This is a genomic window from Salegentibacter sp. Hel_I_6 (assembly GCF_000745315.1).
Classification (GTDB): Bacteria; Bacteroidota; Bacteroidia; order Flavobacteriales; family Flavobacteriaceae; genus Salegentibacter.
Genome location: NZ_JQNQ01000001.1, coordinates 56133 through 70047 on the forward strand (window position 1 = coordinate 56133; position 13915 = coordinate 70047).

At 36.9% G+C, this 13915-nt stretch carries 13 protein-coding genes; 4 read left to right on the plus strand and 9 right to left on the minus strand.

Annotated features, from left to right (window positions below; all coding sequences use genetic code 11):
- Positions 1-28 precede the first annotated feature (28 nt).
- A complete protein-coding gene (locus tag FG27_RS00205; protein WP_037314020.1) occupies positions 29-856 on the plus strand; it encodes an HAEPLYID family protein in 828 nt (275 codons plus the stop codon).
- On the opposite strand, the gene FG27_RS00210 is transcribed toward FG27_RS00205, so the two are convergent.
- Together FG27_RS00210 and FG27_RS00215 are read right to left on the minus strand one after the other, a co-directional pair.
- Positions 853-1290 (minus strand): 3D domain-containing protein, encoded by a 438-nt coding sequence (locus FG27_RS00210; RefSeq protein WP_037314022.1) that lies wholly within the window; start codon positions 1288-1290, stop codon positions 853-855. The genes FG27_RS00205 and FG27_RS00210 overlap by 4 nt on opposite strands.
- A 25-nt stretch (positions 1291-1315) precedes the next feature.
- On the minus strand, positions 1316-2782 hold the full coding sequence (locus FG27_RS00215) for a Gfo/Idh/MocA family protein (RefSeq protein ID WP_037314023.1): 1467 nt from the start codon (positions 2780-2782) through the stop codon (positions 1316-1318).
- 284 nt (positions 2783-3066) lie between these two features.
- Between FG27_RS00215 and FG27_RS00220 the strand changes: the two genes are divergently transcribed.
- Positions 3067-3498 carry a peptidylprolyl isomerase gene (locus FG27_RS00220; RefSeq protein WP_037314024.1) on the plus strand — a complete coding sequence of 144 codons (432 nt, stop codon included), beginning with the start codon at positions 3067-3069 and terminating at the stop codon, positions 3496-3498.
- Between the two features lie 271 nt (positions 3499-3769).
- Positions 3770-4183, plus strand: coding sequence for an OsmC family protein (locus FG27_RS00225; protein WP_037321843.1), 414 nt, complete (start codon positions 3770-3772; stop codon positions 4181-4183).
- Positions 4184-4260: 77 nt separating this feature from the next.
- Here FG27_RS00225 and FG27_RS00230 read toward each other — a convergent pair whose 3' ends face one another.
- Genes FG27_RS00230 through FG27_RS00240 form a run of 3 tightly spaced genes read right to left on the minus strand, consistent with a single transcriptional unit; the run spans position 4261 to position 7615 of the window.
- A complete protein-coding gene (locus FG27_RS00230; protein ID WP_037314030.1) occupies positions 4261-4944 on the minus strand; it encodes an N-formylglutamate amidohydrolase in 684 nt (227 codons plus the stop codon).
- Entirely contained in the window at positions 4941-6161 is a 1221-nt protein-coding gene (locus tag FG27_RS00235) for a glutamate-cysteine ligase family protein (RefSeq protein ID WP_037314032.1), read from the minus strand. Before FG27_RS00235 ends, FG27_RS00230 begins: the two co-directional genes overlap by 4 nt.
- Before the next feature lie 2 nt (positions 6162-6163).
- Positions 6164-7615, minus strand: a complete 1452-nt coding sequence (locus FG27_RS00240; protein WP_037314034.1) for a RimK family protein — start codon at positions 7613-7615, stop codon at positions 6164-6166.
- A gap of 139 nt (positions 7616-7754) precedes the next feature.
- Here FG27_RS00240 and FG27_RS00245 point away from each other — a divergent pair, with 139 nt between their 5' ends.
- A complete protein-coding gene (locus FG27_RS00245; RefSeq protein ID WP_037314036.1) occupies positions 7755-9044 on the plus strand; it encodes a membrane dipeptidase in 1290 nt (429 codons plus the stop codon).
- A 76-nt stretch (positions 9045-9120) separates the two neighbouring features.
- Here the strand turns inward: FG27_RS00245 and FG27_RS00250 are convergent, their stop codons facing one another.
- The 4 genes from FG27_RS00250 to FG27_RS00265 form a co-directional block, all read right to left on the minus strand.
- Entirely contained in the window at positions 9121-9669 is a 549-nt protein-coding gene (locus FG27_RS00250; protein ID WP_037314037.1) for a type 1 glutamine amidotransferase domain-containing protein, read from the minus strand.
- 131 nt (positions 9670-9800) lie between these two features.
- The gene (locus FG27_RS00255) at positions 9801-10811 is read right to left on the minus strand and encodes a YihY/virulence factor BrkB family protein (protein WP_037314040.1); all 1011 of its coding nucleotides are present in this window, start codon (positions 10809-10811) and stop codon (positions 9801-9803) included.
- The gene (locus tag FG27_RS00260; protein WP_037321844.1) at positions 10808-11332 is read right to left on the minus strand and encodes a DinB family protein; all 525 of its coding nucleotides are present in this window, start codon (positions 11330-11332) and stop codon (positions 10808-10810) included. The genes FG27_RS00255 and FG27_RS00260 overlap by 4 nt, the downstream gene beginning before the upstream one ends.
- Before the next feature lies 1 nt (position 11333).
- Positions 11334-13907, minus strand: coding sequence for a phosphoenolpyruvate carboxylase (locus tag FG27_RS00265; RefSeq protein ID WP_037314042.1), 2574 nt, complete (start codon positions 13905-13907; stop codon positions 11334-11336).
- Positions 13908-13915: the final 8 nt, after the last annotated feature.

Genomic DNA, 13915 nt, shown 5'->3' on the forward strand with positions numbered 1-13915 from the left:
TTTTTGTCAGAAATATAAAAAATATTAAATGACATCAAACCTTAAAGTTTGCCTCACCCTAACCTGTTTATTATGGGGAGTATTTAGCTATGCGCAAGAGGAAAGAAATGAAGAAGATCTCCCTCTAAAGCTTCAACATGCTGAACCGCTGTATATCGATTTAATTCGTGATCTGGGTGCCAGAAAAGGAGAAAAAGAATGGAACGTAGGTGCCGGAATCACAGATAACCTGGATTTTGATTCTTACGAATTTCTTGTGGAATATGAATGGGCAGTAGCAGATAGGCTTGGTTTGGAGGTTGAAGTTCCAGTAACCGTTTTCACCCCAAATTCTTTTAACCGAAGACCGCAAAATAGACCTGGAGATCGTATTGAAAGTTTAAAGCTTGCCGCTCAATATACTTTTTGGGTTTCAGATAAATTTCAAACCTCCATGGCACTGGGAAATATAGTAGAGTTTGAATTTACCGACCTCAATGCGATGTCTTTAAATAATTTAACACAGGGCGTGCTTTTCAATCCTTTTTTAGTTGCTGCAAAACGTTTTACACCACAATGGCATGGCTTGATTTATACTGGCCCCAGGTTTTTTAACGGCTGGAACAATCATGAGAACTATTTTGCTTACGAAATTAACTCAAACCTTCATTATATGATTCCTGGAACTGGAAATTTTATTGGTCTGGAAGTAAACCAATTGCTATTAGATGGAGAATTAAAAACTGTATTAAGACCTCAAATGCGGGTAGAAATTAAGGACTCATTAAAAGTAGGTATTGTACCAGGGATCTCACTTAACCGTGATGAGGAACGCTTTAGCTCATTTCTTAGGTTGATTTACGAACCTCATTTTTAATCTTCCAGGTTTTGGATGGAATCTTTAGGAACTTCAACATAGATCTTCAATTTTTTCCGTCCAAAATCTTTTGCTTTTTGAACGTCTTTATCCATATAGATATCTATTTTGTTTTTCCAGCGATAATGCATTTTATCTTTTACCAGGAAAACGCTATCAAAACCTTCAATTTTGACGCGGGTATTATGGTCCAGACCTCTTTTTATCAAATCCCTGGAAACTGCAATGGCATTTAAACCGGGTTTTAAAGTATCTCCCCAGGCCGTTATATTAGCACCCCCGGCTCCCGTTTGCCAGCTAAGGGAATTATAAGCAGATGCGGTAACTTCTAAGGTGTCCCAAACAGTATTGGATTCATCTGAATTACTATTAAAATTACAAGATGAAAAGCCGAAGTAAAAAATTACTAAGTATATTATCACACCGGCTTTCATATCTTTAAATCTTTAATTTCTTTTTCTAACTTAATTTCCAGCCATCGCGGTATTCTCTGCGCACAAACTGATTGGCTTCATCAAAATTGGTAACCCTCATATTTTCTGAATCCCAGAGCATTTTTATATCACGCCCGGGGTAATTGAAATAAGTATCACCATTATCGCGTCTTTTCTCATTTCTTACATCATAACCTCTAATAGCTAAATTAGCGATCAACAAAGTTTCAGTAAGCGGTCCAGCAATTTCGAATGGAGAACTTAATTCTTTTTTTCCGTAACCCGCAATTGCTCCTTCTACCCATTGTGCATAGTGCCCTTCTTCTCCTCCTGAAACCCGGTCATACTTTTCAGCAACATTCACTTCATCGGTTTTTGAAGTTGGTAATAAACGTGGGTTTCTACCATAAGTGCCACACATCATTTTTCCTTTATCGCCAATAAATAATACTCCGTTACCACCATCGCCAAAAGTTTCATTTGGTCCAAGTTCTTCCGGTCTTTTTGGTTTTATTCCACCGTCCATCCAATACAAGGTTACATCTTCACTGGTTTTATCAGTCTTGGGAAAAGTCATTACTGCGTGACTTGAAGGTGGGCAACTCTCAGGAAAGTATCCTCTCTTAAATTCATCTACATAAACACTTCCAACGCTGCACTGAACATCTTTTGGATGACCAAGGCCAAGAACACGATAAGGTGCTTCTATTAAATGACAGCCCATATCTCCAAGTGCTCCCGTTCCATAATCCCACCAGCCTCGCCAGTTAAACGGAACCAAACCTTCAATATATTCTCTTTTAGGAGCGGTATTTAACCATAAATCCCAATCTAAACTTTCAGGAACAGCAGTTGTTTTACCTTCCGGCCAGGGAATTCCCTGCGGCCAAACCGGACGATCTGTCCACACATAAACGGTATGTACTTTCCCTATAAGATCGGCATCATACCATTCGCGCATTTTTCTAACCCCATCACCAGAAGCTCCCTGGTTTCCCATTTGGGTAACCACTTTGTATTTTTCTGCAGCTTCAGTTAATTGTCTGGCTTCATAAATATCGTGAGTAAGTGGTTTTTGCACATACACCGGTTTCCCTAGCTCCATAGCAGCAAGTGCCTGCACAGCGTGACCGTGATCTGGGGTTGAAATAGAAACTGCATCTATATTTTTAGCTTCCTTTTCTAACATTGCGCGGTAATCGGTATAAAACTTTGCCTTTGGAAATCTCGCTACCGAGTTTGCAGCTCTTTTCTTATCTACATCACATAAAAAGCCAATATCAGCTTTTCCTGATTGGTAAAAACTATTGAGATCGCTTTCGCCCTTTCCTCCTACGCCAATTCCTGCAATCACCAATTTATCACTAGGTGCTAAAAACCCGGGACCACCCATAACATGCCTGGGAATAATACTGATTCCGGCCGTGGCTAAAGCGGTAGTCTTTAAAAAATTTCTTCTGGAATTTGATTTTGAGGCTTCATTTTTCTTCATTTTTTCAGAATTTATTTTTAGTTTGTTAAGCTTAGTTGATCTTTTCTAAAATTTGAGTTAATAAATGTATTTACTTATTCCCGGAATTCCAATTTAAATATCAAGCTATTGTCTTTCATAATCTTACATGTAAATGTTTTTAAATTTAAATAATGTTAAGATTTTATAAAGGTTTGGGTATTAATGCCCCTATTATTTGGAAGCGCATTTTATAACTGTACCTTTGCACTCTTTAACGGGCAATATGTTAATAAAGCCCATTATAATTTTTGAAAAACAACATTATGAGTCAAGTAAAAGCAAATGACACGGTAAAGGTACATTACACAGGTAAACTAGCTGACGGGCAGGTTTTTGACAGCTCCGTAGAAAGAGGTGAGCCTATAGAATTTACTATGGGACAGGGACAGCTAATTCCTGGTTTTGAGAAAGGCCTTATCGATATGAAAGTGAACGAAAAGAAAACTATAAATATTCCAAAAGAAGAAGCTTACGGAGAGCCAAGAGAAGAACTTGTGCAAGAAGTACAAAAAAGCCAGCTTCCAGAAGAAATTAAGCCGGAAGTAGGAATGGGACTTGTTTCTAAAAGCCCTGACGGTCAGGAAATGAATCTTGTAGTTAAAGATGTAAAAGAAGAAACTATTGTGGTAGATGGAAATCACCCACTTGCAGGTAAAGATCTGGTATTTGATCTTGAAGTAGTAGAGATTAAGTAATTTCTTTTAACTTATATTAAAAGGCCCGAAGCTTCCTAGTTTCGGGCTTTTTTGTTTTATAATTGGAAAAACTTGATATAAGTAAACTACTTCAGAGCAAGCTCTCGAAGCATTATTACCCAAAAATATAATTTGATTTCGAGGCGTCCCTACTCGTTGGGACGGAGCATTTAATCTCGATTATCGAGTTAGGTTGGGTTAAGGTTTTGATAATAATTTTAGTTTGCCTTTAATGATTCCTATCTTAGAGATAAATCAAAAAATTAGTATTATGAAAAGAAATGGAACCGCAATTTGGAAAGGTAATCTTAAAGAAGGTAAAGGAACAATTAGCACCCAAAGTGGTGTTTTAGATAAAACGCAATATTCGTTTAAAACAAGGTTTGAGGATGGAATTGGCACTAATCCTGAAGAACTAATAGGCGCCGCACATTCCGGATGTTTTACGATGCAGCTTTCGGCGAACCTTACTGAAGAAGGTTTTGAGCCTGATGAGTTAGAAACCAAATCTGAAATCACTTTTGAAGATGGTGCCGTCAAAAAATCGCACTTAATTTTAAAAGCAAAAGTAAAAGGAATTGAGAAAGAGCAGTTTGAAAAAATAGCCAATGATGCTAAAGAGAATTGCCCAATTTCCAAATTACTGGATACCGAAATCACTTTAGAATCTCAATTGATTCAATAAGTTTTTGAGGATATTTTTATTCTAAAAAAATTAAGCCACCAATTCACTAATTAATGTTCATGAATTCGTGGCTTAATTTATTTTAATGAAGCTTTTAAAGCTGAAAATACTTGCTCTTTAAGAGCTGAGTTCATTCTGTTATTACTCACAAATTTCTGGGTCACTTCCAGTTCAACTCCCATATAATTTTCAGGAAACCTCTTCCGTAAATAAGTAGTAAATCCATCTGCTTTTCCCAAATAAGGATAATTAAACCTGATTTTTAAATCGGGATCTTGATCTTTTAAATTTCGTTTAAAATTTTTACAGAATTCTTTTTCTGCTATTCTTGATGGATCATAAAGCAATCCAATATCTGTATTTCTAATCTCTTCGTTTAAATTTGGAGTAAAAGTGTGCACCGAAAAATGTAGCACCTTCTCCCCTTTTCCTATTAAGCTAGAAATTTGCTTTTCTACCGAATCTCGATATGGAAAATAGTATTCGTTTAAAAGCCTGGTTTTCGAAGTTTCAGAAAGCTTTTTAGTGAATTCAGAAAATAGATTAGAATGACTTTTAGATCTATTTACTTCTACCAACAAACGCCCCGTTTCCTGAAAAAATGAAAAATCGGCTAAGACTTTCAGCTCATTAAACAGATCTAAGGCACCGGGATCATACCCGCGATGAGATTCCAGAATTTCCTTAGCATTAATAAATAAATCCTGATATTCCTGCGGAATAGTATTGAAAGCATGCTCGCAGGTTAGAATCAGTTTCACGGATTAAAGAATTTATTTTCTTCCAGGCAATCTGCTAACTCAAAATAGGTTTTTTTGATATTTTCTACTGAAAAATCATTCCCCACAGCTTTTAAAATTCGGGTAGAAAGGCTCCCATTATTCAATAAAAACCTGATACTCTCCTGGTGTTTTTCTGCAATATTCCTTTTTACTTTAGAAAATAAAATGCGCCAAATTTCCTTCACTTCAATCGTTTGTGAAAGTCCGAAAATCTTGAGGTAGTCCTTATTACTGATTTTAGTATTTTCAGCATCTTTAATTACCGCATCAAAAATCTCAAAAAGCTCATTTTCGTGCCATTTTTTCTGATCCTCTATAGAAATCAATTCTTCACTAACGAGCAGCTTTAAACATTCAATGATAAAAATAGCAATCGCTAAATCTGCTTTAGGACATTCCTGAACATCTATAACGCGAATTTCTATAGCATTCCTATCAAAACGAGCAATGGCACCACGGGAATTCAAAAAGTGATGATCCAGGATATTTTCAGTATCGTGAGGTTTTATTGCTTTATTGATCGGTTCAAAAATAGTTTTGTGATAATCGTCTTTAGAAAAAACCTGCTCCGGAATTACCTTTCCCGTCATTTGCGGAATTTCCTTTTGGTTGGTCTTATAAACCTGCATCCTGGCATCTTTAAAACCGGAATCTTTTCCTTCAAAAATAGGAGAACTGGCACTTAATGCCGGGATTATAGGTAAAAGTAAACGCACTGCGGCATGTAATTTTCCAAATTCTGCATCATCAAAAAACGGAAGGTTAATATGCATACTTTGCACATTGCTCCAACCGTGGCCGCTGCAATCAAAAATTCGGTTATAAAGTGCGTAAATCTTACTCGAACTGTGTTTCCATAATTGAGTTTCAGTTTCTGGATGCATTAAAGGATGTGCTGCCGAAGGTAAAAGCCTTGTATTTTTTCTTTTCAGCAAAAGGTTTACTTCCTTTATATTTTCAGCAAAAAGCAGATCTAAATTTTCTATATCTCCGGTTGGGCCATTCGTTTTAAGTTCTACTACATGCGCTACCAGCTCGTTGCTCCATTCAATTTCACCGTTTTCAATATCTGAAGTGATTTCACCATTTTTACTAATCAAAAGCTGATCTACGATAGGATTCACTTTGAAGCTGGAGGCATTGATAAGCATATATTCCAGTTCAATTCCAAAAACTTCAAAAAGATGATATGTCATAATTACTTCTTTTCTAATCTTTCTTTTAATGCCGAAATAATGTCGATATAAACCTGATCGCCATAGTACCCGTCTTCAACACCAAAATCGATGTTTGGATTATCATTTATTTCAATCACAAGCGGCTTTCCTCCTACTTCTTTGATATCTATACCGTAAAGTCCTTTTCCCATTAGTTTGGCCGATTTCAATGCGGCTTCCAATATTTTCTTCGGAACCTTTTCGATAGGTAAACAATCTGCATTTCCGTCCTGATCATCTTTTTCTTTAGCGTCCCAGTTATAGATTTGCCAATGCCCTTTGGCCATATAATATCTACAGGCATAGAAAGGTTTATTATCTAAAATCCCTATTCTCCAGTCATATTCAGAAGGAGAAAATTCCTGGGCAATCACAAGTTCAGATTTTTTAAGCATCATCGTTACTAACTCCTGATACTCAGCCGGCGTGGTTGCTTTCTTAACTCCAAAAGAAAAAGTAGAGTCCGGAGATTTTAGAACTACCGGAAGCCCGGTGATCTCCAAAACTTTGTCCTTATTTTCTTTATGGATAATTACTGTTTTTGGTGTTGGAATGTTCGCATTTTCAAGAGCCTCAGCCATATAAACCTTATTGCAACATTTTAAAATCGCATCGGGATAATCAATTATAGCAATACCTTCCTGCTGGGCTTTTCTGGCAAATGCATAAGCCTCATTATTTACCTCGGTACTTTGGCGAATAAATAAAGCATCAAAAGCAGATAATCTTGAGAGATCTTTAGGAGAAACCATTTCTACATAAAAGTTCATCTTTTCAGCGATCTCCACAAATTTCTTTAATGCCTTAGCATTACTCGGTGGCGCAGGATCATCGGCTTGTACTAAAATTGCCAAATCATATTCTGAAATATTAGCACGAGGGGTATCATAACGCTTTTTCGCAAAATATTGCGTGGCAAAATCGTGCATGCTGTCTTTATGATCTTCAGGAATTTCAGCTTCAGAAATTGCTTTAATACTCTTAATGTTCCACTTTGTGGAATAATTAAATTTCACCCTTAAAAAAGGAATTTGAAAATGCCTGTGAAACATGGCACTTAACTCTTTATACTTCTGCGCTACATTTTGCCCAAAATAGATGCTAAGTGTAAATTCCTGTGATTTGATGCCTTTTAAGCTGGTTTGTATGACATCATCAAATTCTTCGGAAACTATTTTTACCAGCTTTGGCTCTCTAAGATCTACAATATTTTTTACCGTAGGAATCGCTAAATGCCCACGGGCTTCTGCTAAGAGTGAAACGTAATAACCTTTAGATTGATAAGAATAATCTTTACAAAGATTGAAGATTCTGGCATTTTTGACCTTCGCAAATTCAGGATTGGTTAGATAGGATTGCGCCGACATAATCTCTACGTGATCCAGTTTTAACTTCCACTTTTCAGGGTGGTTTACTATAATGTATTTGTTCATTTAACTTTTGAAAATTCTACCAAATGTAGGAGAAAATTAAATATGTTTTTCTGAATTTAATTAAAATAATTCATTCAATTTATTTCTTAAAATTTAATTAGTAATTTGAGGGCTTAATTAAAATCCAAATTCAATTAATATGAAATTAAACCTTCTTAGCCTGGCGCTGGTTTTTACCGGAAACCTGGCTTTCGCTCAACAAAGTAGCGATGATGCTTTGCTTGAAAAAGCTAAAGAAATTCACGAAAATGTGATTACCATAGATACCCACGCCGATATTAATATTAATAATTTTACGGAAGACAGAAATTACACTATGGATCTGGACAACCAGGTTACCCTTCCAAAAATGGAAGCCGGCGGACTTGATGTTGCGTGGTTTATTGTTTATACCGGGCAGGATGAATTAAATGAAGAAGGTTTTAAAAACGCCTATGAAAATGCGATGAGTAAATTTGATGCCATTCATAAACTGGTAAAAGGTTTTGCTCCTGAAGAAATAGGTCTCGCTACAAACTCTGAAGAGGTACAAAAATTAACTTCCGAAGGAAAAAAGGTCGCGATGATTGGGGTTGAAAATGGCTATTCAATCGGAAAAGATATTGAAAACGTTGAAAAATTCTACGATCTGGGCGCTAGATATATGTCGCTTGCTCACCAGGGTCATAGCCAATTGAGCGACTCCAACACCGGTGAGGAAGACGACGAATGGTTACACAACGGACTTAGCAATTTAGGAAAGGAAGTAATCGCAGAAATGAATCGATTAGGAATGATGATAGATGTTTCGCATCCTTCAAAAGAGGCAATCAAACAAATGTTTGAGTTATCTAAAGCTCCGCTTATCGCTTCCCACTCTTCGGCTCGTGAATTATGTAATCACAGCCGAAATTTAGATGATGAACTTTTATTGTTATTTAAAGAACATGGCGGGGTTGTGCAAACCGTTGCCTTTAGCGCTTATGTGAATACTGAGAAAAATAAAGCTTTTGCAGAAGCTAGTTCTAAAGTTTATGAGAAAAAAGCCAGTGAAATGAATTTTGAAGAATTAGATAGGGATGCATTAGGCTTATTGAGTAATGAAAAAAGAAATGCCTATTATGCAGAAGTTCAAAAAATAAAAACAGCAGCAGCGCCTGAAATTGAAGCACTAAAAAAGGAAATTGAACCCGTAGGAGTTTCAGATTTTGTAGACCATATAGATTATATGGTAAATTTGATTGGAATTGAGCACGTAGGAATCAGTTCAGATTTTGACGGTGGTGGCGGTATCGATGGCTGGCAGGATGCCTCGGAAACCTTAAATATTACCAAAGAGTTAGTAAAACGCGGTTATACCGAAGAGGAAATAGCTAAACTTTGGGGAGAAAATTTGCTCAGGGTCATGGATGAAGTTGATGCCGTTGCCCAAGAGCTTCAGAAAGCATAATTGAATACTTGAAGATTTAAAAAAGCCTGTCCGGGAAATTCCGGACAGGCTTTTTAAATTCTAATATCTCTTAGGCTTATGCGTGTTGTAGGTCATGCTTGCCTTCTTTGATCTCCTCGATCATCTTGGCGTTAAAAGCCGGTAGATCGTCTGGATTTCTAGAAGTTACGAAGGCCTCATCAACAACTACTTCTTTATCTACCCAAAGTGCACCTGCATTTTCAAGGTCCTTTCTGATAGAGTTAAAAGACGTCATTGTTCGTCCTTCTACCACTTCAGCATTAATAAGTGTCCAGGCTGCATGGCAAATTGCACCTACAGGTTTTTTCTGTTTAAAGAAATCGCGGACAAATATCAGCGCATCTTCATCCCTTCTTAGTTGATCGGGGTTGATAACACCTCCAGGAAGTACCAAAGCATTGTAATCTTTTGCACTTACATCCTTTACCGTATAATCAACATTAATTTCTCCAGACCAGTCAGTTCCTTCCCAACCTTTAATCTTTCCTTTTTCCAGGCTTACAACATCAACTTTAAAACCTTCATTTTCCAGAGCCTCTTTCGGTGAAAATAATTCACTTTTTTCAAATCCGTTTGTGGCTAAAATTGCTATTCTCTTTTCCATAATTTTATCTTCATTTTTGGTTTATTCAAAGATAAAATATGCGCAGCCTATAGTGTGTTAGGGACTTTATAAAAGCAAACCCACTTAAAGTTAAACTTTATTAATTCTCTTAAAACTAATTAAAATTCAAGTTATTTCTTTTTCTTGGGCTTTTGATTCTTTCCGCGATTTTGCTCCCAATCCATGTTATTTTTAAGGGTATCAATAATTTCCTTTTCTTCTTCTAGCTGAGTACGTTTCTGCTGCAATTTTTCCAATTCCTGATAAATTGCAGGCTCACCATATTTGTTGGGCACTACTCTCTCGTTTTTCAAAAGAGCGTATTGCACGGTAAATTCGGCGCCAAAAAATAGGATAAGACAGGTATAATATACCCAAAGTAAAATAAGCACTACCGATGAAGCTCCTCCGTAGACCGAGGCAGGTTCACTTTTTCCAAAGTAAAAACTAATTAATGCTTCTCCGATAAGGAATAAAACAGTGGTAACGGCGGCTCCCAAATATGTTATTCTCCAACGCAATTTTATATCAGGTAGCAACTTAAAGATAGCGGCAAATAATGTAGTAATCACAAGAAATGAAATTCCCGAATTGGCAACTTCTACCATAAATTCAGTTACGTTGGGAGCATAATCACCGATTTTCTCTTTTAGAATCCTTATTAAGGCAGAAATAACCAGGGAGAGTAGTAATAAAAGACCTATAACCATCACCATCCCAAATGATATAAGCCGATCAAACAACATTCTAACGAAGTTGGTTTTTTTGGCAGCTACGTTCCAAATATTGTTCATAGCCATTTTAAGTTGGAAGAACACCCCGGTAGCACCAAATAGCAACATTCCTATACCAAAAATAATCGCCCAGGTAGATTCTGATGCCAAGGCTGCGCTGGCTATCATTTTTTCTATCGCTTCAGCAGGCTCCTGACCTATAAAATCACTAATTTCTGAAGTAAGCCTTCCCTGAACAGCTTTCTGTTCGAAGAAATATCCGGCAATTGTAACCACAATTATCAATAAAGAAGGTAAAGAAAACAATGCATAATAAGCTATAGTAGCACTTCGGGCATAGGGTTCATTCCTATTCCAGCTTATATACGCCTCTTTAAAGAGCGACCATGTGCTTTTAAAGAATTTCATGATATGTGATAATTCTCTTTAAAAAGTTCAATATGGTGTTTGGTATGCCCGGCGGTAATAAAACCTAAAGATCTGCAACTGGTTGAACTTCCACTAACAAAGCCTTTACTCATAAGCATTTCTTCTGAAAAGCTCTGATAAAGTGAAATACCAGCGCTTCTGACCGCTTTAAATTCCCTTTTAAAATCTTTAAGATTCCTGTTCTTTGCAGAACTGGAAGGAACATAAGCATTGTGATCAAAACCCGGTAATTTAATTCCGGGCTCTCTGGCCAGAGTAAGCGATCTATATTGGAAAATACGCTCAACATCGATAAGGTGCTGAATTACTTCCGCTATGGTCCATTTACCTTCCGCGTAACTATATGTTAGGTCTTCCGGTTTTATTTTATCCAGTAAACCAAGGAATTCTTCCTTGTTTTCCAGAAGTAAAATCCCCAGCTCTAAATTGCCGGGGATTTTTTGTAAATATCTGTCGTAGTAAGCATTGTACTCATCAGAATTTAAAATACTTGCTATCATATTATGCTGAATTTCTACTTGCATTAATATTACCATAAAGAGAACGAGTCACCATCTTTTCATAAACCTCCAGCAATTCTTCAGCGCTTTTCCCCTGTTGTTGCAATTCCTGAACTTTTCTAAGGGCGTGCTGCTGAATGGTCAACAGGGGTAGAACTATTCGTTCACGTGCCTGAATTGAAGCTCTTCCAGCTGGCTGATTTTCCATAAGTTCACTATAACCGGTTATTTTTAAAAGCATCGCATGGCTACGCTTATATTCAGCGTGAATTATTTTCCAAAATTCGCCAAATTCCTTATCCTGTTCCATATATGCGGTTAAGGCAAAGAAAGATTTAGTAAGGCTCATCATGGAATTCTCCAACAAGGTTTTAAAGAAAACCGAATTGTTGTAAAGCTGTTTAACTTTATCAAATTCACCCGCCTGTTCATATTTCTCCAGTGCCGTTCCCACACCAAAAAATCCAGGAACATTTTGTTTTAACTGGCTCCAACTTCCCACAAATGGAATTGCCCTAAGATCGTCTAAATTAAGCTCGGCCGATTTATTCCTTTTAGATGGGCGGCTACCAATATTGGTTTTAGCGTAATATTTTAGCGTACTCATCTTTTCTAAATACGGAATAAACTTTTCGTGCTGCTTAAAGTTTGTATATGTTTGGTAACTTATTTCGGCAAGTTTGGTCATAGTCTCACGATCTTGATCGGTCAGCTTATTTTTATCATCACTAAATATTTCGTTAGAAACCCCGGAACTAAGCAACTGCTCCAGGTTATATCTACAGGAGTCCTGAGTACCGAAATTGGAACTAATAGTTTGCCCCTGGACCGTTAATTGAATCTCTTCATTTTCAATACCGGAACCTAAGGATGCATAAAACTGATGTGTCTTTCCACCACCACGAGCTGGTGGTCCACCCCTACCATCAAAGAATATGACTTTAATGCCATATCTTCTGGAAACCTCCGTCAGCATTTCCTTTGCTTTATAAATACTCCAGTTGGCCATTAGATATCCTCCATCTTTAGTACCATCACTAAAACCTAGCATAATGGTTTGTTTATCCCCTCTGCTTTTTAAATGTTCCCGGTAGACAGGATTTTTATACAAAGTCTCCATAACATCCGGTGAAACTTTTAAATCGGGTACGGTTTCAAAAAGAGGAATTATATCCGCCGTTGGTTTTTTCCACCCGCATAACCTTAAAAATGCGAAAGGCTCTAAAATACTTTGCGGTACTTCACTGTGACTTATTATATATCTATTTGCTCCATTTTCTCCATTTTTCTCCTGAATTTCCTTCATAGCGTAGATGGAGGAAAGTGTTGATTTAACGATTCCATCTTCAAAACTTTCAGGATCTATATTCCCCTGAACTTTTGTGAGTGCTTCTATTTGTTGCTTATCGGAAAGCGAAGCATAATTCTCTGGGAATAAATCCGGATGTTTTTTAATGATCTCTTTAAGGACCTCATCGTGTTTTCCTGAATCCTGACGGATATCAAGAGTAGCGAAATGGTAACCAAAAATATTGACTTTATTGATTAGATCATCAATATCTTCTACATAAAGGCCCTGGTGCTTTGCTTCAACTATATCTTTGATCTTATGCAGCTTGGACTTAAATTCTTCAAGTGTCATTTTAATCTTGCCAGACCTAGAAATTGCACTTTGATACAGCGCTGTTTCCATTTCAGCGATAATTGAATCCACTTCGCTAAAGGTCACCCTTCTTTTAAGCCTTCTAATATCCCGATAATAATTCATCAAAATGGTACTACGAAGCCTTTGGGCTACCTTTAGGGTAATTTCAGTAGTCACAAATGGATTCCCATCACGGTCACCACCCGGCCAAAAGCCTAAATTTATAACCTGATTACCGATATCTTCCCCATCAAAGATATTCTGCTGTATATAATTATAGATTTTACTTACACTTTGGTAAAATACATTCTCAAAATACCATATTAGGCTAACAGCCTCATCATAAGGTGTGGGTTTTTCTTTTTTGAAAAACGGTGTTTTTCCAAGTTGGGCCAGTAATTTTTTAATAAGACTAATATCATTCTTTTGAATGGCCTTATCTAAATCGGTGATAATTCCTAAAACGGCTCCTGGATAGAATTGTGTTGGGTGAGCGGTTAAGGTTGGTCTGACATTAAAGCGTTTGAGGTATTCCCTTAACTGGGGTGTTTTATCTTTAGCTTCAGCTTCCTCCTTCACATTTCTAAGGGTTCCGCGGCCATCCATATTATTCACTATTGGAAAAGAGGCATCTTCGATAGCATCAAAAAGTACCACCTGTCTTTCTATGTACTGGATAAACCGGAATAAAAGACTGATCTGGTCTTGTTCAGAAGGACTTTCGTGGTATTTACTGAAGAAATTCTCTATAATTTCTGAAGGGTTTTTGTTTTCCTTAAAGCCCGCTTCACATAGTTCCTGAAAAAGAGGCAGCAGGGATCCTGTTTTACTAATATCGTCAAAAGGCAGCGTTAAAAATATACTATTATATACCTGATATTTTGAAAGTACGCTTTCATTAAAACGCTCTAGTTTTGGTTCTCTGTGCATAATAAATT